Consider the following 24,366-nt stretch of genomic DNA (forward strand, 5'->3'; position numbering starts at 1 on the left):
TGACGTGAGCGCGGGCGTCAGGCTCCCTCCTCCCTTGCGGGGGAGGATTGGGGAGAGGGGTAAGCCCCGGGTGAGGTCATCGACATCGCTCTAACAGTCTGGCCGCGCGGTCGCGGCTTTCGTCGCACTCTTCAAAAATTCTTCCCGCGATCTGTCGGCCTCGTACCCCGCCGTTCGTCATGGTGACAGAGAGCATCACCAAGCGTTACGGAGCCTGTCATGCCGACGACCGTCGACACCGAAGTCTCAAAGCCCGCCCGCATCACCGGCCGCGTCATGAGCGGCGTGGTCATCCTGTTCCTGCTGTTCGACGGCGCGATCAAGCTGGTGCCGTTGTCCGTCGTCACCGAGACCATGGACAAGATGGGCTTTGGTGCGAGCGATGCGCTGGCGCGCAGCCTCGGCATCATCACCATCGTCTGCACGCTGTTGTACTCGGTGCCGCCGACCTCGATCCTCGGCGCCATCCTGCTCACCGGCTATCTCGGCGGCGCGATCGCGTCCCATGTGCGGATCGGCAGCCCGCTGCTCACCCACACGCTGTTCGGGCTCTATCTCGGCCTGATGCTGTGGGGCGGGCTCTATCTGCGCGACGGCAATCTGCGCGCGCTACTGCCGTTCCGCCGCTAAGCTGTTCAATCAATCCTTGTGGAGACCATTTATGTTCGAGACCATTGCCATCATCGCCGTCATCCTCGCGGTCGCGATTGCCGTCATCCTCATTCTCGCGGCGACCAAGCCGAGCACGCTGCGGGTCACGCGTGCGATCAGCATCAAGGCGCCGGCCGAGCGGATTTTTCCCTTGATCGACGATTTCCGTCAGTGGACGGTCTGGTCGCCCTATGAGAACCGGGATCCGGCGATGAAGCGGATCTACAGCGGTGCCGGGCGCGGGCAGGGTGCGGCCTATGCCTGGGAGGGGAACAAGAATGTCGGCGCCGGCCGCATGGAGATCCTGCAATCCTCCGCGCCGTCGAAGATCGTCATCAAGCTCGACTTCATCAAGCCGTTCGAGGGCCACAACACCGCCGAGTTCACAATGCTGCCGCAGGGAGATGCGACCAGCGTCACATGGACCATGTATGGTCCGGCCGTCTTCATGTCGAAGGTAATGCAGGTGTTCATGAACCTGGATCACATGATCGGCAGGGATTTCGAAGTCGGTCTCGCCAATCTGAAGAAGCTGACTGAAGAATAGAGCGTTTTCGAGCGAAGTGGTTATCGGTTCGCGTGAAGAAAACGCGTCAAAACAAGAATCCGGAGCCCCGTTCCGATTTGATCCGAACGAGGCTCCCGTACCCCCAGGGAGCATGCGATGCAGGTCAACCCCTATCTCTCCTACGACGGCAATTGCGGTGCCGCGCTGAAATTCTACGAGAAGGTTCTCGGTGCGCGGATCGAGGAAACCTTCCCCTACGGCGAGGGCAGTCCGGAGATGCAGACCCCGCCCGGCTGGAAGGACAAGATCATGCACGCCCGCGTCACGATCGACGGCGAGATCATCATGGCCTCCGACGCCCCGCCCGGCCACTTCCAGAAGCCGCAGGGCTTTCACGTCGCGCTGCAGGTCGAGGATCCTGGGGAGGCCGAACGCCGCTTCAAGGCGCTGTCCGAAGGCGGTACGGTCACCATGCCGTTCGGCAAGACCTTCTTCTCCAACGGCTTCGGCATGTGCGTCGACCAGTTCGGCATCCCCTGGATGGTGAACTGCCCGCAGCAGATGTAGGCTGATAGCTGGCCACTTCAGTCTTGGCGTTGCGATCCTCGCTCTATCACCGTCATCCTGAGGTGGCCGCTTCTTCAGCGGCCCTCGAAGGATCGACGGCCCGGCTGGTGGCCGTGCATCCTTCGAGGCTCGCTCCGCTCGCACCTCCAGCGGCAAAGGCGAAGCCTTTGCGCGGGGATGACGGGGCGCGAACGCCGTCGGTCGTCCGGTCAAGCAGCCCCTACCGGCACCGCGGATAGATCGCGGCGAGATCGCGGCCGCGCAGCAAGAGCAGGTGCGAGGTCAGGCCGCCGCGGCGCACGATCCAGCCGCGCACCCGTACCGGATAGGCTTCCAGCACCGCCTCGGATGCTTCCGGCTCGGCATAGGTCCGACCGCGCCGATCGATCGAACGCGCGGCGTGGAAGCCGAGCACCGCGCGCCGCGTCACACAGATGCGATCGCCCGGCACCATCGAGAGCACCAGCGTGCACGCCGACAGGCAGGGCCCGTCGATCACCACGCGCTCGCCGGATTCGCGAACCTTGTCGAACAATTCGAGGAACGGGCCAACCTCGCCGCCGGGGCTGGCGAGGATACGAACATCCGCCTGCGCACAGCCGACCGTTGCACAGAGAGCTGTCGCCGCGACAAGTATCTTCATGAGCGCAATTCCTGCCGCCGATGCGATCAGGGTCCCGCCGCATCCGAGGTCACAGGCTCGCGCCGGAATGGGGCATCGTCAAGACCGATGCCCCCGCGCCTTTACAGATCGGCTCAGGCTGCCCGGTTCTTGAGCGCGCCCACGATCGCCGTCAGCACCGCGCCAGCCACGCCGCCGCCGGCCACCTGTCCGATGATGCTGCCGATGTCAGGCGTGGCACCTGAATTGGCGAGCAGCGGGATCAGCATGCCGAGAAGCTGTCCGCCGGCGCCGCCGCCGATCGCACCCGCGATGGTGTTTCCGAGCGTGCCGAGATCAATGTTCTTGGCCGCTCCGGCGGCGACATTGCCGCCGACGGCTCCGCTGATGACTTGAATGATCAGATTGATGAGGACTCCCGACATGACGTGATTTCTCCCCGGAATCTGGTTGCGCTGGTCGAGACGCCGGCCGGCGCCTCACCGACGCACAGGTTAGGCCTCCGGCGCGCACAGGTCATGCTGCGCACGCGAAGATTGCGGCCCATGTCCACGGCTATGCACCGGCTTTTTGGGGAACCGTGCGGTTGGCCTTTGGCCTCAGCCTGCGCCGGAGACGCCGGCCTCGGCAAAGGTCGCCATGCCGCCGTGACAGGCGAGCGCGGCGCGCAGCAGCAGGATCGCGACCCCTGCGCCGGACGCTTCGCCGAGCCGCATCTCGAGATCGAGCAGGGGGGCGAGCGCGAGTTCCCGCAACAGTTCACGGTGGCCAAGCTCGGCCGACACATGCCCGGCGCGGCAATGTGCGAGGCCGTCGGGGGCAAGTCGCGCCAGCGGCAGCACCGCAGACGTCGCGACGAAGCCGTCGAGCAGCACCGGGATCGATCGTGCACGCGCAGCCAGCACAGCGCCCGCGATGGCCGCGAGCTCGCGCCCGCCGAGTGCGACCGCGACGGCGAGCGGATCGTCGAGCAGGTTGCGATGCATCTTGAGTGCGGTATCGATCGTGGTGCGCTTGCGCAGCAGGCCGGCATCGTCGACGCCGGTGCCGCGGCCGGCCCAGCGCGCACCACGCCCGCCCATCAATGCCGCGCACAGCGTCGCGGCCACCGTGGTGTTGGCGATGCCCATCTCGCCGACCACGAGCAGATCGCATTGCTCGGGCACCGCGCGCCAGCCGGTGTCGAGGGCGACGAGGAAATCGGCGCCGTCCATCGCCGGCGCCATCGTGAAATCGCGCGTCGGCCGTGCCAGTTCGAGCGGCTCGACACGCAGCTCGGCGCCGGCGAGCTTTGCGATCTGGTTGATCGCGGCACCGCCGGCGGCGAAGTTCGCCACCATCTGCGCGGTGACCTCGGACGGGAAGGCGGAGACGCCGCGCTCGGCAATGCCGTGATTGCCGGCGAACACCGCGATCGTGACCTGGTCGAGCCGGGGGATCTCGCGCTGCTGCCAGCGCGCCAGCCAGATCGCGACGTCCTCCAGCCGGCCGAGGCTGCCCGGCGGCTTGGTCAGGTTCTGCTGGCGCTGTGTGGCGGCAGCAGCACTGGCCTCGTCGCCCTCTGGCAGGTCGCGACAAAAGCTGCGGATGTCGTCTAGAGTACTGAACTGCATGCGATTCCCTCATCGAGCGGGCCGCAAACTAAAGCATGATCCGGAAAACTGTGAAGCGGTTTTCCGAATGGATCATGCGCAAACAAGAAGCTAAAGCGCGATGAGATTGAGTCCGATCTCGTTGCGCTTTAGCCCAATTTCCAGGCCTTCACCATGAATCAATGGCTCGACGATCTCAGGACCGCCACCGCCTTTCTGACCCGCCTGCCGATGCCGCATCCGGACGGTGCGCGACCGGAGAGTTTTGCGCGGGCGCAGCGGCTGTTCCCGCTGGTCGGGGCCGGCATCGGGGCTGCGATCGGCCTGTTCTGCCTGCTGCTGCGGGCGATCGGTGTGCCGGATCTCGCCGCGGCGGCGCTCGCGCTCGGCGGGGCTGCGCTGTTGACCGGCGCGCTGCATGAGGACGGGCTCGCCGATGTCGCCGACGGGTTCGGCGGCGGCCGCGATGTCGCGGCCAAGCTCGAGATCATGCGCGACAGTCGGCTCGGCACCTATGGCGCGCTGGCGCTGCTGGTGAGCTTCGCCACCAAGCTTGCGGCGCTCGCGGCGATCCCCGACGGCCTTGTGGTGCAGTGCCTGATTGCCGCGCATGCGCTCGGCCGCGGCGTGCTGCCGTGGATCGCGATCAGCCTGCCTTACGCGCGCAGCGATGGGCTGGCGGCCAATGCCGGAAAGCCTGACGCAACAATCGCAGCGGTCGCGATCGCCATTGCGCTCGGGGTCGCGTTGCTGGCGTTGCCCTTTGCCAGCGCATTGCTCGCTGCGATCGCGGCCGGCGCGAGCGGATTGGTCATGGCACTGCTGGCAAAGCGGCAGATCGGAGGCCAGACCGGCGATGTGCTCGGCGGCGCCGAACAGGTCGCGGAGACCGCGATCCTGGTGCTGCTGGCGGCGCGGTTCGGATGAGCGACGATGGATGACGAGACACGTCTTTGGCTGATCCGCCACGCACGGGTAGACGGACCGCGCGGCGTGATCCACGCACCCGATGCGCCCGCGGACCTCGGCGATGCTGCGGCTTTCGCGGGACTGCAAGCGCGGCTGCCGGGCGGCGCTCACGTGATCTGCAGTCCGGCGCGGCGCACCTGCGAGACCGCGGCACGGCTTGGCCTCGCGGCAACGGAGGACGACGCATTCCGCGAGCAGGATTTCGGCGACTGGACCGGACGTCGTCATAGCGAGATCGAGCAAGAGCTCGGCCCGGCAGCCTATCGCGCGTTCTGGAATTCGCCGGGCACCAACCGGCCGCCGGGCGGCGAAAGCTTTGCCGACCAGATCGCACGTGCGCGGGCGGGGCTGGCACGCCTGCCGGCCGGCGATGTCGTGCTGGTGGTGCACTCCGGCACCATCCGCGCCATTCTCGCGATCGCGCTCGAACTCGCGCCGGAACTGGCGCTGCGCTTCGTCATCGACCCGCTGTCGCTGACGCGGATCGACAGGCTCGAGAATGCTTGGCGTGTCGTCGCGGTGAATGGACGCTAGTCGCTCTACGGCACTGGAAATTCCGTCATCCTGAGAGCTTGTGAAGCTATTCACCCCGTCATTGCGAGGAGCTCGCGACAAAATTGCAAAGCAATTTTGCGCTGAAGCGACGAAGCAATCCATGCTTCCGCGTATGCCGCGCGATGGATTGCTTCGCTTCGCTCGCAATGACGCGGATAGAGCTGCGCGCCCCGTCACCCCCGCGCAAAGGCGAAGCCTTTGCGCGGGGGTGACGGTGATGGTGTGTCCTATTGTATGGAAGTCTCACCCATTCCGCCGCTGGCCGCGCAGGGTCGGCAGGCCGATGCCGGCGGCGTCGAAGCCGCCGTCGACGGCGAGGATCTGTCCGGTGATGTAGCTCGCGCGATCCGAGCACAGGAAGAAGATCACTTCCGCCAGCTCTTCCTCGAGCCCGTAGCGGTTGAGCGGGATCGCATCGTGATAGTCGGCGCGGATCTCCGGCGTGTGGACCGCCTTGGCCATCGCGGTCTCGACCGGGCCGGGCGCCACGCCGTTGACGCGGATGCCGAGCGAGGCGAGCTCGACCGCGAGCTGTTTGGTGAGGTGGGCGAGGCCGGCCTTGCTGGTGCCGTAGGCCGAGCGCAGCGTCGAGGCGCGCACCGCCGAGATCGAGGTGATGTTGACGATCGCGCCGCCGCCATGCTCGCGCATCAAGGGCGCAGCCGCCTTGGTGAACAGGAACGGGCCGGTGAGGTTGACGGCCATGATCCGGCTCCAGTCGGCGTCCGACGTCTCCAGCACCGGCGTGAACACGGCAATGCCGGCATTGTTGACCAGCGCGTCGAGCCGGCTGAAGCGGTTCGTGATCGCCGTGATCGCTTTGGCCACGGCAGCGGCATCCGATACGTCGCAGGTCAGCGCCAGCGTGTCGTCGGGCTGCTTCAGCGCCGCAACAGCGCCCTCCAGCAGCGCCCCCTCGATGTCGAGCAGCGCGACGCGCCAGCCGTCAGCGAGAAAGCGCTTCGCTGCTGCAAGCCCGATGCCGCGCGCGGCGCCGGTCACGAGTGCGACTTTCTGTGCAGAGGATGTCATCGGCAGGTCCATCGGTTCGGGCAGGAAGTCCCGACCGTCTGCGACCTTTACCTCGTGATGTCAACCAGCTCCCCGTCATTGCGAGGAGCGATAGCGACGAAGCAATCGACCTCTCTCCCGGTGTGACGAGGTGGATTGCTTCGCTTCGCTCGCAATGACGGGAGGCAGTGGTTCCGTTACGCTCTTTCAACTTGGTAGCAAGGCGCGTCTCGAAGGATGCGCGGCCCCCAGCCCGGGCCGCCATCCTTCGAGGATCGCACCGCGACTTACGCCGCCAACTCGGCGGATGCGCGCTGCATGTTGGTCGACATGTCCTGCGTCACGATGCTCTGCTCCTCGACCGCGGCGGCGGTGGAGGTGATGTATTCGTTGACGCCGGCGATCGCAGCCTTGATCTCGGACAGCGAGCTTGCCACTGCGGCGGCGATCGAGTTCAGCGCATTCGATCTCCGAGGAGATCGTGTCGGTCGCCTGCTTGGCCTGGTTGGCGAGGCTCTTCACCTCGGAGGCCACCACCGCGAAGCCGCGGCCCGCTTCGCCGGCACGCGCCGATTCGATCGTGGCGTTGAGCGCGAGCAGGTTGATCTGCCCGGTGATGCTCGAGATCATCTCGACGATGCCGCTCATCGCCTGCGCTGCGGCGTTGAGCTTCTGCGCCTGGCCGTCGGCAGCCTCGACGCGGCCGGTGGCGACCGCGGCGTTCTGCTTCGACTTGGTCATGGTCTCCGAGATCTCGCGGATCGAGGCGCTCATCTCCTCGCTGCCGGCGGCGACCGCCTCGATCAGGCCGCGCGCGCTGTCGGCCTTCTTGCGGCCGATCGCCTGTGCGGTGATGTCGGTGGCGTATTTCACCACCTTGTAGGGCTTGCCGTGAGATCGAGGATCGGGTTGTAGGAGGCCTGGATCCAGATCTCGCGGCCGCCCTTGGCGATCAGGGGTCCGTGAAGGTTCGAACAATGAAACGGGATGAGGGGAAAAGCGGATCGTGGCAACTCACGGAAAGGTTGCAGCGAGCCGTTTAGCATCGGTAAAGCCTGCGCCTCGCGTGCTTGGCACGGACTGCATAACGCACTGCACCGCGCGCACATCTATCTCAACTTGCCAAGGAATTTTTTGATGTGCACGTTATCCTCCTTAGTCGATATGCGATGTTCACCTAATCTTACGTGCGGAAATCGATGACGACTTTCGTCTGATTCGGATGATCCGAACGCGTGCTCTTCAGCAACGCTGATAGGCCTATTACGAAGTCTGATATTGCCGACGGTTTCACGAATCGATTTTGCACTTCGATGCGCATCCACGACGAATGCGCGCCGCGTCGATGCCGGCCCTCCACGCCGGCGCGACGGCAAAATAATCCTCACACGAGATGTCGGCACGGCGGTCTGCGCGTCGTCCTCGGGGCACTGGTTCCATGATGGAGTTCTGATGTCGCTCACACTGCATTACCACCCGCTGTCCTCGTTCTGCTGGAAGGCGCTGATCGCGCTTTACGAGAACGGCGCGCCATTCACGCCGAACATGGTCAATCTCGGCGATCCCGCCGAGCGTGCGGCGCTGCTCGCGCTCTGGCCGATCGGCCGCTTTCCGGTGCTTCGCGACGAGACGCGCGGCGAGACGGTGCCTGAATCGAGCATCGTCATCGAATATCTCGACCGCCACTATCCTGGTGCCGTCAGGTTGATTCCTGACGACCCGGAGCTCGCGCTGCAGACCCGGCTGCGCGATCGCTTCCTCGATCTCTACGTCCATCTGCCGATGCAGAAGGTCGTCGGCGACCGGCTGCGGCCCGCCGACAAGAAGGATCCGCATGGCGTCGCCGAGGCGCGGACGCAGATCCGTACCTCCTATGTGATCCTCGATCAGTATCTCGCCCATGGCGGCTGGATGATGGGCGAGCGCTTCTCGCTGGCCGATTGCTCCGCCGCGCCGGCGCTGTTCTACGGCGACAAGGTCGAGCCGTTCGGAGAGGGCCATCCTCGTCTGGCGGCCTATCTCGAGCGGCTGAAGGCACGGCGGTCCTTTGCCCGCGTCCTCAAGGAGGCCGAGCCCTATTTCGGCATGTTCCCCAGGGAGTCCTGACCGGGAACCCTGGTTCGGCCCGTCCCGAAAAATAAATGACGGCGCGATGTCGCTTTCGCGCCGTTCCATTCGTCTTCCACCTGAGGCCCGGGTTCTGGAGCAATTGGCGCTCCGGAGGCCCGGGCGATGCATGTGGAGACGACATGGCTGCAGCTGGCAACAGGGCGGAGATCATCCGCTCCCTCTTCACCGCCTATCTCGCCAATGACCGCGCGAGCGTCGAGGCGGCGTTCGCGGAAGATTTCCGCTTCTCGACGCCCTATGGCGAGAACATCGACAAGCCGCGCTATTTCGCCGAGTGCTGGCGAGACTCAGGCTGGATCGGCCGCCACGAGATCGAGCGCATCATGGTCGACGGAGCTGAGGCCTTCGTCACCTATCGTTGCGTCGCCAAAGACGGCAAGAGCTTTCGCAACACCGAATTCTTCGTGTTCGACGGCGACAAGGTGTCGCGCGTCGACGTCTATTTCGGCCCGTCGTATCAGGACGGCGAACTCGTCAGGCAGGAGCGCTAGGTCAGCCTCGCGATACCGATCGCGCGCTCGTCCGGGCGTCGTCGTTGGTAAGCATGAACTCTGCAAAGGAAACCCTGACAATGTCGGTCACAAGTGAGAGCAGTGGGCTGTCGCCGGCGCGGCTCGGCCGCATGCGCGAGGTGCTGGCGCGCCGTATCGACGATGGCGACGTGCCCGGCCTCGTGGCGCTGGTCAGCCGTCGCGGCGAGATCCATGCCGATGTGCTGGGACGCATGGCGGTGGGCGGGCCGCCGATGCAGCGCGACACCATCTTCCGCATCGCCTCGATGACCAAACCGGTGACGGCGGTCGCCGCGATGATCCTGGTCGAGGAATGCCGGCTCAGGCTCGACGATCCCCTCGATCGCTGGCTGCCCGAACTCGCCGACCGCAAGGTGTTGCGCAGCATCGAAGCCGAGGTCGATGACACGGTGCCGGCGCGGCGCGCGATCACGCTGCGCGATCTGCTCACCTTCCGCCTCGGGCTCGGCATGATCCCGATGTATCCGGCACGCTATCCGATCCAGATGGCGATCGCGGATGCCGGCTTCGCGCCCGGGCCGGTGTTTCCACAATTTCCGCCGGACGAGTTGATGCGCCGCTACGGCACGCTGCCGCTGGCCTATCAGCCGGGCGAACGCTGGCTCTACAATACGGGGAGCCTGATCCTCGGCGTGCTGATCGCGCGTGTCGCCGGAACCACGTTCGCGGAGTTCCTGCAGCAGCGGATCTTCGGGCCGCTCGGCATGAAGGATACGGCTTTCCACGTGCCGCAACACAAGCTGGCGCGGTTTGCGACCTGCTATGCCGGCGATCCCGCGACCCGCACGCTGAACGTGTTCGACGAACCCGCGACCGGCAAATATGCCGCGCCGCCGCTATTCGAGAATGGCGGCGCCGGGCTGGTCTCGACCGCGGACGATTTCAACGCCTTCGCCCAGATGATGCTCAATGGCGGGCGGCTCGGTACCGAGCGCATCCTGTCGCGTCCCTCGGTGGAGCTGATGACCTCGGATCAGCTCGTGCCGGACGAAAAGCGGGGATCCGAATTCCTGCTCGGCGCCGGCCGCGGCTGGGGTTTCGGTCTGTCGGTGTTCACCGCGCGCGACGATCTCAGCCACGTGCCCGGCCGCTACGGCTGGGACGGCGGCTACGGCACCTCCTGGTATTCCGACCCGCGCGAGGCGATGACCGGAATCCTGTTGACCCAGCGCATGATGGATTCACCGCAGCCGCTTCCGGTGTTCACCGATTTCTGGACGCTCGCCTATCAGGCGATCGACGACTAGCGCGGTGTCAATGACCTCGGAAATAATTTCAATGCCCGTGTCGGTCGCGCAAATCCTCCATCGTCTTTCAACCGAGTGCCGGTGCTGAGATCGGCCCAGAGACAACGGAGCAGGACGATGAAGTTCATGGTGATCGTGAAGGCGAGCAAGGATACCGAGGCCGGTGTGATGCCGAGCACCGAGCTGCTCGCCGCGATGGGCAAGTTCAACGAGGAGATGGTCAAGGCCGGCGTGATGCAGGCCGGCGAGGGGCTGCATCCGACCAGCAAGGGCGCGCGGGTCAAATACGCCGGCGGGCAGGGCACCGTGTCGCGCGGACCGTTTGGCCTGACGGGCGATCTGGTCTGCGGCTTCTGGCTGATCGAGACCAAGTCGCTCGATGAAGCGATCGACTGGATGAAGCGCGCGCCGTTCAACGGCGGCTCGGAGATCGAGATCCGCCAGGTGTTTGCGGCCGAGGATTTCGGCGAGGCGCTGACGCCCGAGCTGCGCGAGCAGGAAGAGCGCCTCCGCGCGCAGGCAGGCAGGAAATGACACTCGACGTCATTCCGCGATATCGCGCAGGCGCTGAGCGCGGAATACATGACCGCCGTCGCAAGTCATGGATTCCGGGCCTGTGTCTGGTGACGCATCGGGGAATGACGAGGGTGAAGATTGCGAGTGCTTCAACAGATAAGGAGATCCGACCAATGCGTTTCATGATGCTGATGATCCCGCTCGGCTACGAGGCCGCGCCAGCCAAGCTCGAGCTCGACCCCGAACGGGTCGCCGCGATGATGCGATACAATCAGGCGCTGAAGGATGCCGGCGTCCTGATTACGCTGGAGGGCCTGCATCCGCCGGCTTCAGGTGCGCGCGTCAAGTTCGACACCGGCGTCCCCGTCGTGATCGACGGTCCGTTCACCGAGGCCAAGGAAGTGATCGGCGGCTTCTGGATGATCGAGGTCGCCTCGCGCGCCGAGGCGGTCGAGTGGGCCAAGAAGTGCCCGGCCACCGCGAACGAGATGATCGAGATCCGCCAGGTGCAGGAGATGGCCGATTTCTCCGAGGAGGTGCAACAGGCCGCCGCGACCTTCGAGCATCCGCAGGGCGGTTGGGGCAAGGCGCTGCGCTGACGCAGCATGATCCGGAAAAGTGTGAAGCGGTTTTCCGAGAAGATCATGCGCAAACAAAGGACAACACGCGATGCCGCCGCACGGCGTCATCGCCCCACGCACCGACGATCAACCCAACCACCACAACGGAGACGCAAGATGAGCACCAACACCTTCCTCGCCGTCTATCTCGGCGGCGGCAAGACCGGTTCGCGGATGGCAGCCTGGAACGCGATGCCCGAGACTGAGCGGCGCGCCAAGGAGCAGCAGGGTATGGCCGCCTGGGGCGCCTGGGTCGAGAGGCACCAGGACGTGATCGTCGAGATGGGCGGACCGCTCGGCAAGACCAAGAAGGTCGGCGCCGGCGGCACCGCCGACATCGCCAATCTGATGACCGGCTTCACCGTGGTGCGCGCGCCCTCGCATGAGGCGGCGGCCAAGCTGTTCGAGAACCACCCGCATTTCTCGATCTTCCCCGGCGAGGCCGTCGAGATCATGCCGGTGCTGCCGATCCCGGGGCGTTAGGCGCCGGGACGCCAGGACATCGTCGCAGAATCCCTGAGCCTCTTCCGCTCGCGGAAGAGGTGGCGCGTGGCGCCCGGTGGCGGCTCTCTCCGCGGATGCGGGGAGAGCCGCCATCCCGGCCCCGAGAGCGACGTCGCCGCAAGGTCGGCCGGCGCAGGCAGATTTGAAAAACCTGAGGTGGAGTTCTCGCGCGATGGCCAAGCTCGTCTTTGGATTGAACCAGTCGCTCGACGGCTATGTCGATCATGACCAGCCAATGCCGCCAGAACCTGGGCTGTTTCGTCATTTCATCGAGCAGGTGCGCAGCGTGACCGGCATGTTGTACGGCCGCCGCATGTACGAGGTGATGCGCTACTGGGACGACGATCTCCCCGATTGGAATGCGGAGGAGCGCGATTACGCGGCCGCGTGGCGGAGCCAGCCAAAATGGGTCGTGTCGCGCTCGCTGACGTCGGTCGGACCCAACGCGACCCTGGTCGCGGGCGACCTAGCGGCGGCGGTGCGCGACTTGAAGGCCCGGCTCGACGGAGAGATCGAAGTCGCCGGACCGGAGCTCGCGGGAGGTCTGACCGAGCTCGGCCTGATTGATGAGTATCAAATTTACCTCCGTCCCGTCGTGCTCGGTCGCGGCAAGCCCTTCTTCGCCGCCCCTCGCGCGCCGCTCCGCCTGCTGGCGAGCGACCGGCTGGGCGAGAACACGATCAGGTTGACCTACGTCCCCGCCTAGCCATGCAGCGTCGGCTGACGGCTTGGACTTGGTCCGTTAATCTTGATTGACCTGCTACCCTCGCGCTAGTGACCTTTACCGCCGGCTCATGTAAAAGCCGTTCACATGAGCTGGCGCAAGGACCAAGGCCGCGCCGAGCGCGGCTATCATCACGGCAATCTCAAAGAGGCGTTGCTGCAGGCAGCCCTCGACCTGATTTCGAAGAAAGGGCCGGCCGGCTTCACCTTCGCCGATGCCGCGCGCATGGCCGGCGTCAGCCCCGCCGCGCCGTACCGGCATTTCCGCGACCGTGACGAATTGATCGCCAGCATCGCGCAGCGCGGCTTCGAGCAATTCGAATCGCTGTTGACGCAGGCCTGGGACGACGGCCGTCCCGATACCGTCACGGCGTTCGAGCGGGTCGGCAAGGCTTATCTCGCCTTCGCGCGCGAGGAGCCCGCGTTCTATTCCGCGATGTTCGAATCCGGCCTGCCGGTCGACTCGAATCCGACCCTGATGGCCGCGAGCGAGCGCGCATTCGCGATCATCCGCGCCGCCGCCGAGCGGCTCGCGGCACTGGCGCCACCCGGCATGCCGCGTCCGCCGGCGATGATGATGGCGCTGCACATCTGGGCGATGTCGCACGGCGTCGCCTCGCTGTTCGGCCGCGGCGATGCCGCGCGGCGCAAGCTGCCGATGTCGCCGGAGGATCTGCTCGAGGCCGAGGTGCTGATCTATCTGCGCGGCCTCGGCTTCCGGACCGACCAGCGGCCTGGAACCGCGGCCGCCGACGAAAAACTGGCCGGCGAGAAGTCCGGCCCGTGGGGCAAGCCGAAATAAGGTTCAACGGCCAGGCCAAAAATAATCCGACGGGTGCGTCATCCGCGCTGCTTGACTTTCCCAAGGGATGGGCTACCTATGTAAATGTTATTTACATTCACAACGGCGTGATGCCGTGATGGAGAAGGAAATGGCCTACACCGCTGATGTCAATCGCTGGCGCGGCCCCGTCGAAGAACCCTACCGCCCGTACTTCTACGCGACGCCGTGGCATCCCCTGAAGATCGCCGGGATCATCCTTGGCTTCATGATCTGGTGGCCGATCGGTCTCGCCCTTCTCTTTTTCACACTCGGGAGCAGAAAAATGGCCTGTTGGAGTCACAACGACATGGATCGCTGGCAGAACAAGATGGAGCGCATGCAGGACAAGATGGAGCGGATGAAGAGCCGCATGGAGCGCCGCGGCTTCCCGTTCGGCGGCTTCGGCCCGCCCTCCAGCGGCAACCGCGCCTTCGACGAGTACCGCCAGGATACGCTGCGCCGGCTCGAGGAGGAGCAGGTCGAGTTCAAGAACTTCCTCGATCGCCTGCGCCACGCCAAGGACAAGGAAGAGTTCGACGCCTTCATGGCGCAGCACAAGACCCGTCCGACCCCGCCGAACGACCAGCCGCCGCAGAGCTGATCACGCGAGGTACAGCTAGCCTTCAGGCGATGTGCCCCCATAGAACCTGATGGCCCTGAGCCGCCCGTTTGCGATGAGCAAGCGGGCGGTTTGCATTTTGCGTTGGTGATGCACACACTATCGTCAGGGGTCGGACGATGAGGTGACCATGGCGGGATCAATGACGGCCGGCGATCTCTGGCTTGCGATCCGGCGCGAAGCGGAAGCCGCGATCGCTGCCGATCGCTTTCTCGAGGCGTCGGCTGCCTTCATCCTCGATCAGGGCGACCTCGGCGGCGCGCTCGCCTTCCTGATCGGCCGGGCTATCTGCCGCGCGGAGTCCGACCGCGCCCAGTTCATGCGGACCGCCCGCGAGGCCTACGCGGCCGAGCCCGCCCTGATCGATGCCGCGGCCACCGATCTCACGGCGATCGTCCGCCGCGACCCGGCGATCACGGGTTTCCTGCCGCCGCTCCTGAACTTCAAGGGCTACGTCGCGCTGCAGGCCTGGCGCATCTCGAACTGGCTCTGGCGCCACGATCGCCCCGACCTCGCGCTGTTGATGCAGAGTGCTGCGGCGGATCAGTTGCAGATCAGCATTCATCCGTCGGCCCGGATCGGAGCGGCTGTCTTCCTCGATCACGGCACCGGTATCATCATCGGCGCGTTGGCCGAAATCGGCGACGAGGTCACGATTTTGCAGAACGTCACCATTGCGCGGCACCAGGATGATCCGCGCCGTGCGCCGAAGATCGGCCACGGCGTGCTGCTCGCCGCTGGCGCCACCGTGATCGGAAATCTCTCGATCGGCGACTTCGCCAAGATCGGCGCCGGCGCGTTGGTCACGTCGGACGTGCCGGCCGGCTGCACCGCCGTCGGTGTGCCGGCGCGGCTGACCAATTGCGCGGAGGCGGGAGTGTCTGCGTAAGGCGAGCACGCCTCTCAGGCTCCCTCTCCCCTTGTGGGAGAGGGTGGGGTGAGGGGTGGCCCCGGGGCGAGATAGACGAGGTGCGATATCGCTGCATCAACCTGCGTAGCGTGCATCGCCGTTTCTAATGGAGGGCGGAGCAAGCGGTACCCCTCTCCCCAACCCTCCCCCGCAAGGGGGGAGGGAGCCCTGCTAGTGTGCTCGCCTCACTGCATGATGAGAGAGCTACCGCCCCTCACACATTCGATCCATGGATCGCGTCGATCACTGCGTCCGTCACTTCCTTGGTCGTCGCCTTGCCGCCGACATCGGGCGTCAGCACGCCGGCCGCGCACACCCTTTCGACTGCCGCCATCAGGCGCGCGGCGGCGTCCTTTTCGCCGAGATGCTCCAGCATCTGCGCGCCCGTCCAGAAGGTCGCGACCGGGTTGGCGATTCCCTTGCCGGTGATGTCGAAGGCCGAGCCGTGGATCGGCTCGAACATCGAGGGATAGCGGTGCTGCGGATCGATGTTGCCGGTCGGTGCCACGCCGAGGCTGCCAGCCAGCGCGCCGGCGAGATCGGACAGGATGTCGGCGTGCAGGTTGGTCGCGACGATGGTGTCGAGGCTCTTCGGATTGAGCGTCATCCGCACCGTCATGGCGTCGACCAGCATCTTGTCCCAGGTCACGTCGGGGAATTCCTTCGCCACTTCGGCGGCGATCTCGTCCCACATCACCATGCCGTGGCGCTGCGCGTTCGACTTGGTCACCACGGTGAGGAATTTGCGCGGCCGCGACTGCGCGAGCTGGAACGCGTAGCGCATGATCCGCGTCACGCCGACGCGGGTGAAGACAGCCACTTCGGTGCCGACTTCCTCCGGCAGGCCCTTGTGGGCGCGGCCGCCCATCCCGGCATATTCTCCCTCGGAGTTCTCGCGCACGATCACCCAGTCGAGATCGCCGACGCCGACATTGCGCAGCGGCGAGGCGACGCCGGGCAGGATTTTGGTCGGCCGCACATTGGCGTACTGGTCAAAACCCTGGCAGATCGGCAACCGCAGGCCCCACAGCGTGATGTGGTCGGGCACGTCGGGCGCGCCGACCGCACCGAAATAGATCGCGTCGAACTTCTTCAGTTCAGCCAAGCCGTCGGCCGGCATCATCACGCCGTGCTTCTTGTAATAGTCCGAGCCCCAGTCGAAGGTCTTGACGTTGAAGCTGATGTCGCCTGAGCGCTTGGCCAGCGCCTCGAGCACGCGGACACCCGCGGAGATCACTTCGGGGCCGATGCCGTCGGCGGGGATGGCGGCGATGGAATGGGTACGCATGAATTGTCTCCGGATCAGTGATTAGCGGGTTCGCATGGGATTGGGTTGCGGCTCGGATTGTGCGGGCGCGCCTTGCGCGCGCGACAGCAGCAGCGTGAGCACGGCCGAGAGCACCAGGAGGCCGGCGACGAAATAGAGGCCGCCCTCGAAACTGCCGGTGCGTTCCTTGATCCAGCCGATCATCGCAGGCCCGACGAAGCCGCCGAGATTGCCGATCGAGTTGATGGTGGCGATCCCGGCCGCGGCGGCCGAGCCCGACAGGAACATGGTCGGCATGCTCCACAGCGGCGGCTTCGACGAGGATACGCCGATATTGACCAGCGTCAGCGCCGCAATCACGGCAACAAGCCCGGTCCACATCCCGGCAAGCGCAAGTCCCGCCGCGGCCATCAGGCAGGCCAGCACCACGTGCCAGGTGCGCTCACCGGTGCGATCGGAATGGCGTGCCCACAGGATCATCGCGGCCACGGCGATCGTCGCCGGCACCGCGTTGAGGAAGCCGACCTGGAGCGACGACAGGCCGAACTGCTTGATGATCTGCGGCGCCCACACGCCGAGTGTATAGAGTCCCGCCGAGGTGCCGAAATAGACCAGCGCCAGCGCCAGCACGCGCGGATCCGCAAGTCCGCGCCAGATGCTGTGGCTCGCGGTCGCGGCCTTGCCGTCGTTCTCGGCCTTCATGCTCTTGACCAGCCAGGCGCGCTCGTCGTCGGCAAGCCATCGGGCCTGTTCCGGCCGATCGGTCAGGAAGCCGAGCACGACGAAGCCGAGCAACACGGCGGGCACGGCCTCGAGCACGAACAGCCATTGCCAGCCCTTGAAGCCGAGCATTCCGTCCATCTCCAGCAGCGCGCCCGACACCGGCGAGCCGAGCACGGTCGAGAGCGGCGCTGCCGCCATGAACAGCGCGGTGACTGCGGCGCGCTGCCGCGCCGGGAACCAGTACGACAGATAGAGGATGATGCCGGGGAAGAAGCCGGCTTCCGCCGCGCCGAGCAGGAAGCGCAGCACGTAGAAGCTGGTCGCGCCCTGCACCAGCGCCATCGCCGCCGAAACGATACCCCAGGTGATCATCACCCGCGCGATCCAGATCCGCGCGCCGACCTTGTGCAGGATGATGTTGGAGGGCACCTCGAACAGGAAGTAGCCCCAGAAGAAGATACCGGCGCCGAAGCCGTAGACCGTCGGCGACAGGCCGATGTCCTTGTTCATGGTCAGCGCGGCAAAGCCGATATTGACGCGGTCGATGAAGGCCACGAAGTACAGCAGCATGATGAACGGCACGATGCGCAGTGAGATCTTGCGCAACACGCGCGTGCCAAGCTCGCTTTCCATGGGCTTTCCCCGGTTCGTCTTGTTGTTGGGACGGCGCGTTTCGCCGCACCAGCGGAAAGCCTAGAAGGCCGCGCCCTTCCGCTTCAAGGTGCGCCGGTTTATACAAAAAAATGATATAATCACGGTGACTGCCAAACGGCGGACCGGAACGCACAGGAACACGTCTTGGAACTGCACCAGCTTCGCTGCTTCGTGGCGGCTGCCGAGGAACTGCATTTCGGCCGCGCCGCGCAGCGTCTGCAGATGATGCCGTCGGCGCTGGGCCGCCACATCAAGCTGCTGGAGGAGGATCTCGGGGTGCGGCTGTTCGCGCGCACCACGCGCGCGGTGTCGCTGACCGAGGATGGGGCTGTGCTGCTGCGCGAGGGACGCGCGCTGCTCGGCCGCGCCGAGGCGATCGAGAACGGCTTTCGCCGCCGGCTGCGCAAGCCGCAGGTGCGGCGCTTCCGGATCGGCGCGATCGACAGCGCCGCGGCCGGCCTGCTGCCGCCGCTTTTGCGCGACGTCCGTAATGCCTATCCTGATGTCGCCGTGCAGCTGCTCGAGGAGAAGACCATCCGGCTGCTGCCGAAGCTGTTGTCGGGCGCGCTCGATCTCGCGTTCGTCCGGCCGCCGGAGCGGCCCGACCGCCGCATCGAGTTCTTTCCGCTGTTGCAGGAAACCGCCGTGGTGGCGCTGTCGCACAAGCATGCGCTGGCGCGGCGCAAGCAGATCGTGCTGCCGGATATCGCGGATCAGCCCCTGATCGTGCCGGAGCGCCGCTCGCGGCCGCACAGCCACGATCTCACGACAAAACTGTTCGACGAGGCCGGACTGACGCCGCGCATCCAGGAGATCGCCGACGAGAAGCAGACCATCGTCAACATGGTCGCAGCAAGGCTCGGGGTTGCCATCGTGCCGCGCTGGACCGCGCGGATGGCGATCCCCGGCGTGCGGTTCGTTCCGCTGCGGCTCAAGCGCGGCAGTAGCGCCGGCCGCCTGCCGCTCGCCGCCGCCTGGCTGAAAGGCTCCCGCGACCCGGTCCGCGACCAGGTGATCGCGGTGCTGGAGGCGAGGCTGAAGAGCTACGCGCGGGAGGTGTGAGGCGCTTCGTTGCGCAACGCGACGCGTCGGCTTTCCCTGTGTCCTCTGCAAGGCAGAGGATGGAACGAAATGCAAAGCTCGGGCGATTGGTCGTCGAGAGAATGCAAAGTCGTGATTCACCGGCCGCGCAACAAAATCAGTGTCGTCCCGGCCTAGTGCGCAATTGCGCACGGGGGCCGGGACCCATAATCACCAATGCTGATCGGTGGCCGACACTTGAGCGACGAGTCCCCTCAACAACATCCGCCGCGGCGTATAGGTCCCGGCCTGCGCCGGGACGACGAATGGACAGAACTCGGGCGACTCTGATCACCCGCATGCGAGGGTGATGACACCCGCCTGTTTGGCATCTTGACTCGAAAGGCGCCCGCCGTCGTCGTCCTGGCGAAAGCCAGGACCCATTACCCCAACTGCGCATTGTTGCGCGATGCTGGGGCCACGATCCCGTTCACGATCCAATGCGGTGGTTATGGGTCCTGGCTTTCGCCGGGACGACCTCGGAGTGAGCTGCGCACCAGTCGCCCTCCGGCCGCTCCGGTCGGCCGGCGGCACGATCCAGGGCAGGCCCGTGCGCCATCCAAATACCCCCGCTGATGAGCGGTGGTTCCATCCCGGGGGATGCGGCGCCGTGCTGCTCAAATCTCTCCCGGTTTTGCGGACCGGCCATGAGTTCCCCGTTTGTAGACTCGCGTTATGTTATAATATAACAACTTCCCCATGGCACAGACGCATTCCCACAACCATACCCACCACCACGGCCACGCCCATAGCCACGGCACATCAGCGCACCCGGCGCAGGCGGCGCCTTGGTCGATCCTGCGCATGACCGTGCCGGCCCGGCTCACCGCCGCACTCGCGGTCAGTGCCTGCCTGTGGGCCGTCGTCTGGTTGGCGATGAGGTAAGCCAATGGGCGCGCTCGTCACTTTCCGCGACGTCACCCTCGGCTACGACCGTCACCCGGCGGTGCATCATCTCAATGGCGCGGTCGAGGCCGGCGCGCTGCTGGCCGTGATCGGCCCGAACGGCGCCGGCAAGTCGACGCTGCTCCGCGGCATCGCCGGCGTGCTCAAGCCGCTGTCGGGCGAGATCGATCTCGACGGGCTCGAACACCGCGACATCGCCTATCTGCCGCAGTCGGCCGACATCGACCGGACCTTCCCGATCTCGGTGTTCGATTTCGTCGGCACCGGGCTGTGGCGCTCGACCGGCTTCTTCGGCGGCATCGGCAAGGCGGCGCGCGAGAAGATCCTGGCGGCGCTCGCCGCGGTCGGCCTCAACGGCTTCGAGAACCGACCGATCGGCACACTGTCCGGCGGCCAGACCCAGCGCATGCTGTTCGCGCGCGTGCTGCTGCAGGACGCCCGCCTGATCGTGCTCGACGAACCCTTCAACGCCATCGACGCCAAGACCACCGCCGATTTGCTTGATCTGGTGAAGCGCTGGAACGGCGAGGGGCGCACCGTGCTGGCTGCGCTGCACGACCTCGACATGGTCCGCAACAACTTCCCGGAAACGCTGCTGCTGGCGCGCGGTCCCGTCGAATGGGGACCGACCGCAGAGACGCTGACGGCGGACAATCTGATGGTGGCGATGCGGATGTGCGAGGCGTTCGACGACAGCGCCGGGGCCTGCGCCGCCGATCCGCGCTCACGGGCCGCCTGACGCCGATGCTGACCGACGCGTTGATCACGCCCTTCACCGAATTCGAGTTCATGCGTCGCGCGCTCGCGGCCGTCATCGCGCTGTCGCTCGGCGGTGCGCCGATCGGCGTGTTCCTGATGCTGCGGCGGATGAGCCTGGTCGGCGACGCCATGGCACATGCGATCCTGCCGGGGGCCGCGATCGGCTTCCTGCTGTCCGGGCTCAATCTGTTCGCGATGACGACCGGCGGCCTGATCGCGGGCTTTGCCGTGGCGCTGCTCGCGGGCCTCGTCGCCCGCACCACCGAGCTGAAGGAGGACGCCTCACTGGCGACCTTCTACCTGGTTTCGCTCGCGCTCGGCGTCACCATCGTGTCGATCAAGGGCACCAATATCGACCTGCTGCACGTTTTGTTCGGCAACATCCTGGCGATGGACGACCAGACGCTGCTGGTGATCGCCGTCAACGCCACCATCACGCTGCTGGTGCTCGCGGTGATCTACCGCCCGCTGGTGATCGAATGCGTCGATCCGGTGTTCCTGCGCACCGTGAGCCGGGCCGGCGCGCCGGCGCATCTCGCGTTCCTCGCGCTGGTCGTGGTCAATCTCGTCAACGGCTTCCATGCGCTCGGCACGCTGCTCGGCGTCGGGCTGATGATCCTGCCCGCGGGCATCGCGCGGTTCTGGTCGCGCGACATCACCACGATGATCTGCATTGCGGTCGCGAGCGCAATGCTGTCGGGCTATGCCGGGCTGGTGCTGTCGTACCAGACCCGGATTCCATCCGGCCCCGCGATCATCCTGATCGCGGCCGGGCTCTATATTGTGTCGCTCTTGTTCGGCAATGTCAGCGGCTTGGTGCGGCAGCTGTTTCCCGGCCGCCATCTCGAGGCATGACGACGATGCGGCGATTGTTTGGGTTGATTGGTCTGGCGCTGGTGCTGGCGAGCGGACCGGCGCGCGCCGCCGATCGCATCAATGTCGTAGCGAGCTTCTCGATTCTCGCCGACATGGTGCGCAATGTCGGCGGCGACAACGTCGATGTGACGGCGCTGGTCGGGCCCGGCGGCGACGCGCATGTCTACGCACCGACGCCGGCGGACGCCAAGAAGGTCGCCGATGCCCAACTCCTGGTCGTCAACGGCCTCGGCTTCGAGGGCTGGATGTCGCGGCTGCTGCAGGCCTCCGGCAGCAAGGCGCCGGTCGCAGTGGCAACCAAGGGTATCATGCCACGGAAAATGGGCGGCCACGACGATCCGCATGCCTGGCAGTCCGTGGCCAATGCGAAGATCTACGTCGTCAACATTCGCGACGGGTTGATCGCCGTGGCCCCTGACCGTGCAGGCGTCTTCAAGGCCAATGCCGATGCCTATCTGGCCAAGCTCGAGGCGCTCGACCGCGAGGTGCACGATGCGGTGGCGAAGGTGCCGGAGGCGCGGCGCAAGGTGATCTCGACCCACAATGCGTTCGGCTATTTCGCCGATGCCTACGGGGTCACGTTCTTCTCGCCGCTCAGCGTGTCGACGGATTCCGAGCCCAGCGCGCGCGATATCGCCGCCATCATTGCCCAGATCAAGATCGCGAAAATTCCGGCAGTTTTTCTCGAAAATATCAGCGATCCCCGCCTGATCGAGCGGATCGCGGCCGAGACCGGTGCCCGGGTCGGCGGCACCCTGTATTCGGACAGTCTGACGGGCGAAAAGGGCGCAGCACCCACTTACATTGATATGGTCAGGCACAATATAAAGGCCCTGACCAGCGCGCTCGCCGACTAGGGCAAGGGCCTCCTTGCCGGGGATTGAGCGCCTTTCAAGTTCCTCGGAGTTGTTATGGCTGAAGCTTCGCAAAAAATTCCTGTGACCGTGCTGACGGGCTATCTCGGCGCCGGCAAGACCACGCTGCTGAACCGTATCCTGTCGGAAAACCACGGCAAGAAATACGCCGTCATCGTCAACGAATTCGGCGAGATCGGCATCGACAACGACCTCATCATCGGCGCTGACGAGGAAGTGTTCGAAATGAACAATGGCTGTGTCTGCTGCACGGTGCGCGGCGACCTCGTCCGCATCATGGACGGCTTGATGAAGCGCAAGGGCAAGTTCGACGCCATCATCGTCGAGACCACCGGGCTTGCCGATCCGGCGCCGGTCGCGCAGACCTTCTTCGTCGACGAGGACGTGCAGAAGAATGCCCGGCTCGACGCCGTCGTGACGGTCGCCGATGCCAAGTGGCTGAGCGATCGCCTCAAGGACGCGCCGGAGGCCAAGAACCAGATCGCGTTCGCCGACGTCATCGTGCTGAACAAGACCGACCTCGTCTCTAAGCCGGAGCTCGCCGAGGTCGAAGCGCGCATCCGCGGCATCAATCCCTATGCCAAGCTGCACCGCACGGAGCGCTGCCAGGTCGGGCTGACGGACGTGCTGGAGCGCGGCGCGTTCGACCTCGACCGCATCCTGGAGATCGAGCCCGATTTCCTCGAGGCCGGCGACGATCACGATCATGACCACGATCATCACCACCATGATCATGATCACCACCACCATCATGATCACGGCCAAGGCCATGGCCTGAAGCATTACCACGACGAGGACATGCAATCGCTGTCGCTGCGCTCGGAGAAGCCGCTCGATCCGACCAAGTTCATGCCCTGGCTGCAGAACCTCGTCGCCACCGAGGGCCAGAAGATTCTGCGCTCGAAGGGCATCCTCGCCTTCACCGGCGATGACGATCGCTACGTGTTCCAGGGCGTCCACATGATGCTGGAGGGTGACCACCAGCGCAAATGGAAGGACGGCGAGAAGCGCGAGAGCCGCGTCGTGTTCATCGGTCGCGAATTGCCGGAGCAGGCGATCCGCGACGGCTTCGAGCAGTGCATCACCCCGTGATGAAAGAGTTCGATCCGGGCGAGGCCCCGTCTTCCATCGTGTCGATCACCGACCGCGTCAAGCCGCTTCCGCTCGGCGCGGCCGTTGGCTCGGTGCATTTCCTCGGTGAGCGTGCCTTCTTCGTCGGTGCCGAGGAGAGTGTCGCGATTGCGACCGCCGACGGCGAGATCACACGCACCGAGACGCATTTCGGCGCCATCCTGTGTGCGGCGTCCGACGGCAAGCGGCTCGTCACCGGCGGTGACGATGGCAAGCTGATCGCAATCGATGCCAAGGGCGAGACCTCGACGGTCGCGACCGACGCCAAGCGGCGCTGGATCGACAATGTCGCCCTGCATAGCGACGGCACGTTTGCGTGGTCGGCGGGCAAGACGGCCTTCGTGCGCAACCCCAAGGGCGAGGAGAAAACCTTCGAGGTACCGTCGACCGTCGGGGGGCTTGCCTTTGCGCCGAAGGGACTGCGGCTCGCGATCGCGCATTACAACGGCGTGACGCTGTGGTTTCCCAACATGGCCGCCAATCCGGAATTTCTTGAATGGGCCGGCTCGCATCTCGCTGTCATGTTCAGTCCGGACAACAAATTCCTGGTCACGGCGATGCATGAGCCGGCGATGCATGGCTGGCGGCTCGCCGACAACCGGCACATGCGGATGAGCGGCTATCCCGGCCGGGTGCGCTCGATGTCATGGAGCGTCGGCGGCAAGGGGCTCGCGACCTCGGGCGCCGACACCGTGATCGTCTGGCCGTTCACCAGCAAGGACGGGCCGATGGGCAAGGAGCCGGCGATGCTGGCGCCGATGCCGGCGCGGGTCGCGGTGGTGGCCTGCCATCCGAAGAACGACATCATGGCGGTCGGCTATGGCGACGGCACCGTGCTGATCGTCCGGCTCGAGGACGGCGCCGAGATCCTGGTACGACGGAATACCGGTGCGGCGGTGTCCGCGCTGGGATGGAATGCCAAGGGCACGCTGCTCGCCTTCGGCACGGAAGATGGTGACGCGGGCATTCTGGAAATGTAAGAGATCGCGGCATCC

General features: G+C 65.6%; 28 protein-coding genes and 1 pseudogene. 22 read left to right on the top strand and 7 right to left on the bottom strand.

The features are described 5' to 3' along the window. The first annotated feature begins 219 nt into the window (after window positions 1-219). The 3 genes from ACVILL_RS17980 (at window position 220) to ACVILL_RS17990 (ending at window position 1,726) form a co-directional block, all read left to right on the top strand. Window positions 220-630, top strand: coding sequence for a DoxX family protein (locus tag ACVILL_RS17980; protein ID WP_456730273.1), 411 nt, complete (start codon window positions 220-222; stop codon window positions 628-630). Window positions 631-661: 31 nt separating this feature from the next. Beyond that, on the top strand, window positions 662-1,198 hold the full coding sequence (locus ACVILL_RS17985) for an SRPBCC family protein (RefSeq protein WP_456730274.1): 537 nt from the start codon (window positions 662-664) through the stop codon (window positions 1,196-1,198). 117 nt (window positions 1,199-1,315) lie between these two features. Beyond that, entirely contained in the window at window positions 1,316-1,726 is a 411-nt protein-coding gene (locus tag ACVILL_RS17990; protein WP_456730275.1) for a VOC family protein, read from the top strand. A gap of 220 nt (window positions 1,727-1,946) precedes the next feature. Here the strand turns inward: ACVILL_RS17990 and ACVILL_RS17995 are convergent, their stop codons facing one another. The 3 genes from ACVILL_RS17995 to cobT all read right to left on the bottom strand — a co-directional run bounded on the left by ACVILL_RS17995 (window position 1,947) and on the right by cobT (window position 3,961). Continuing rightward, window positions 1,947-2,369 (bottom strand): hypothetical protein, encoded by a 423-nt coding sequence (locus ACVILL_RS17995; protein ID WP_456730276.1) that lies wholly within the window; start codon window positions 2,367-2,369, stop codon window positions 1,947-1,949. Between the two features lie 113 nt (window positions 2,370-2,482). Continuing rightward, window positions 2,483-2,773 carry a hypothetical protein gene (locus tag ACVILL_RS18000; protein WP_016842535.1) on the bottom strand — a complete coding sequence of 97 codons (291 nt, stop codon included), beginning with the start codon at window positions 2,771-2,773 and terminating at the stop codon, window positions 2,483-2,485. Between the two features lie 174 nt (window positions 2,774-2,947). Beyond that, entirely contained in the window at window positions 2,948-3,961 is a 1,014-nt protein-coding gene (gene cobT / locus ACVILL_RS18005) for a nicotinate-nucleotide--dimethylbenzimidazole phosphoribosyltransferase (protein WP_456730277.1), read from the bottom strand. Between the two features lie 153 nt (window positions 3,962-4,114). Between cobT and cobS the strand changes: the two genes are divergently transcribed. Together cobS and ACVILL_RS18015 are read left to right on the top strand one after the other, a co-directional pair. After that, on the top strand, window positions 4,115-4,867 hold the full coding sequence (gene cobS / locus ACVILL_RS18010) for an adenosylcobinamide-GDP ribazoletransferase (protein ID WP_456730278.1): 753 nt from the start codon (window positions 4,115-4,117) through the stop codon (window positions 4,865-4,867). Between the two features lie 6 nt (window positions 4,868-4,873). Beyond that, a complete protein-coding gene (locus tag ACVILL_RS18015) occupies window positions 4,874-5,443 on the top strand; it encodes a histidine phosphatase family protein (protein WP_456730279.1) in 570 nt (189 codons plus the stop codon). Window positions 5,444-5,707: 264 nt separating this feature from the next. Here ACVILL_RS18015 and ACVILL_RS18020 read toward each other — a convergent pair whose 3' ends face one another. After that, window positions 5,708-6,496 (bottom strand): SDR family NAD(P)-dependent oxidoreductase, encoded by a 789-nt coding sequence (locus ACVILL_RS18020; protein WP_456730280.1) that lies wholly within the window; start codon window positions 6,494-6,496, stop codon window positions 5,708-5,710. A 266-nt stretch (window positions 6,497-6,762) separates the two neighbouring features. Next, window positions 6,763-7,428, bottom strand: a pseudogene (locus ACVILL_RS18025) (methyl-accepting chemotaxis protein); the annotation flags it as partial. Between the two features lie 499 nt (window positions 7,429-7,927). Between ACVILL_RS18025 and ACVILL_RS18030 the strand changes: the two are divergent. From ACVILL_RS18030 to ACVILL_RS18075, 10 genes are all read left to right on the top strand, one after another. Next, window positions 7,928-8,581: a glutathione S-transferase family protein gene (locus ACVILL_RS18030; protein ID WP_456730281.1), complete on the top strand. Its 654-nt coding sequence runs from the start codon at window positions 7,928-7,930 to the stop codon at window positions 8,579-8,581. Window positions 8,582-8,724: 143 nt separating this feature from the next. Then, entirely contained in the window at window positions 8,725-9,096 is a 372-nt protein-coding gene (locus ACVILL_RS18035; protein ID WP_456730282.1) for a nuclear transport factor 2 family protein, read from the top strand. Window positions 9,097-9,176: 80 nt separating this feature from the next. Then, a complete protein-coding gene (locus ACVILL_RS18040; protein ID WP_456730283.1) occupies window positions 9,177-10,385 on the top strand; it encodes a serine hydrolase domain-containing protein in 1,209 nt (402 codons plus the stop codon). A gap of 117 nt (window positions 10,386-10,502) precedes the next feature. Next, the gene (locus ACVILL_RS18045; protein WP_456730284.1) at window positions 10,503-10,919 is read left to right on the top strand and encodes a YciI family protein; all 417 of its coding nucleotides are present in this window, start codon (window positions 10,503-10,505) and stop codon (window positions 10,917-10,919) included. A gap of 155 nt (window positions 10,920-11,074) precedes the next feature. Further along, the gene (locus ACVILL_RS18050; RefSeq protein WP_456730285.1) at window positions 11,075-11,500 is read left to right on the top strand and encodes a YciI family protein; all 426 of its coding nucleotides are present in this window, start codon (window positions 11,075-11,077) and stop codon (window positions 11,498-11,500) included. Between the two features lie 138 nt (window positions 11,501-11,638). After that, window positions 11,639-12,004: a hypothetical protein gene (locus tag ACVILL_RS18055; protein ID WP_456730286.1), complete on the top strand. Its 366-nt coding sequence runs from the start codon at window positions 11,639-11,641 to the stop codon at window positions 12,002-12,004. Window positions 12,005-12,197: 193 nt separating this feature from the next. Then, a complete protein-coding gene (locus ACVILL_RS18060) occupies window positions 12,198-12,731 on the top strand; it encodes a dihydrofolate reductase family protein (protein WP_456730287.1) in 534 nt (177 codons plus the stop codon). Between the two features lie 105 nt (window positions 12,732-12,836). Next, complete coding sequence (locus ACVILL_RS18065; protein WP_456730288.1) at window positions 12,837-13,550, top strand: TetR/AcrR family transcriptional regulator; 714 nt, start codon at window positions 12,837-12,839, stop codon at window positions 13,548-13,550. 130 nt (window positions 13,551-13,680) lie between these two features. Next, window positions 13,681-14,172 carry a DUF2852 domain-containing protein gene (locus ACVILL_RS18070; protein WP_021080144.1) on the top strand — a complete coding sequence of 164 codons (492 nt, stop codon included), beginning with the start codon at window positions 13,681-13,683 and terminating at the stop codon, window positions 14,170-14,172. A gap of 148 nt (window positions 14,173-14,320) precedes the next feature. Continuing rightward, entirely contained in the window at window positions 14,321-15,079 is a 759-nt protein-coding gene (locus ACVILL_RS18075) for a serine O-acetyltransferase (RefSeq protein ID WP_456730289.1), read from the top strand. Window positions 15,080-15,314: 235 nt separating this feature from the next. On the opposite strand, the gene ACVILL_RS18080 is transcribed toward ACVILL_RS18075, so the two are convergent. Then, window positions 15,315-16,388, bottom strand: coding sequence for a tartrate dehydrogenase (locus tag ACVILL_RS18080; protein WP_456730290.1), 1,074 nt, complete (start codon window positions 16,386-16,388; stop codon window positions 15,315-15,317). Window positions 16,389-16,409: 21 nt separating this feature from the next. Next, on the bottom strand, window positions 16,410-17,723 hold the full coding sequence (locus ACVILL_RS18085; RefSeq protein ID WP_456730291.1) for an MFS transporter: 1,314 nt from the start codon (window positions 17,721-17,723) through the stop codon (window positions 16,410-16,412). Between the two features lie 165 nt (window positions 17,724-17,888). Between ACVILL_RS18085 and ACVILL_RS18090 the strand changes: the two genes are divergently transcribed. The 7 genes from ACVILL_RS18090 to ACVILL_RS18120 all read left to right on the top strand — a co-directional run bounded on the left by ACVILL_RS18090 (window position 17,889) and on the right by ACVILL_RS18120 (window position 24,351). After that, window positions 17,889-18,806 (top strand): LysR family transcriptional regulator, encoded by a 918-nt coding sequence (locus ACVILL_RS18090; protein WP_456730292.1) that lies wholly within the window; start codon window positions 17,889-17,891, stop codon window positions 18,804-18,806. 717 nt (window positions 18,807-19,523) lie between these two features. Then, entirely contained in the window at window positions 19,524-19,709 is a 186-nt protein-coding gene (locus tag ACVILL_RS18095) for a hypothetical protein (RefSeq protein WP_456730293.1), read from the top strand. Window positions 19,710-19,713: 4 nt separating this feature from the next. Further along, the gene (locus tag ACVILL_RS18100; RefSeq protein ID WP_456730294.1) at window positions 19,714-20,469 is read left to right on the top strand and encodes a metal ABC transporter ATP-binding protein; all 756 of its coding nucleotides are present in this window, start codon (window positions 19,714-19,716) and stop codon (window positions 20,467-20,469) included. 5 nt (window positions 20,470-20,474) lie between these two features. Continuing rightward, complete coding sequence (locus ACVILL_RS18105) at window positions 20,475-21,344, top strand: metal ABC transporter permease (protein ID WP_456730295.1); 870 nt, start codon at window positions 20,475-20,477, stop codon at window positions 21,342-21,344. Between the two features lie 5 nt (window positions 21,345-21,349). Then, complete coding sequence (locus tag ACVILL_RS18110) at window positions 21,350-22,222, top strand: metal ABC transporter substrate-binding protein (protein ID WP_456730296.1); 873 nt, start codon at window positions 21,350-21,352, stop codon at window positions 22,220-22,222. Between the two features lie 54 nt (window positions 22,223-22,276). Then, a complete protein-coding gene (locus ACVILL_RS18115; RefSeq protein WP_456730297.1) occupies window positions 22,277-23,332 on the top strand; it encodes a CobW family GTP-binding protein in 1,056 nt (351 codons plus the stop codon). After that, window positions 23,332-24,351 (top strand): WD40 repeat domain-containing protein, encoded by a 1,020-nt coding sequence (locus ACVILL_RS18120; RefSeq protein WP_456730298.1) that lies wholly within the window; start codon window positions 23,332-23,334, stop codon window positions 24,349-24,351. The genes ACVILL_RS18115 and ACVILL_RS18120 overlap by 1 nt, the downstream gene beginning before the upstream one ends. The last annotated feature ends 15 nt before the right edge of the window (window positions 24,352-24,366 follow it).

Source organism: Bradyrhizobium sp. USDA 3364 (assembly GCF_054056355.1).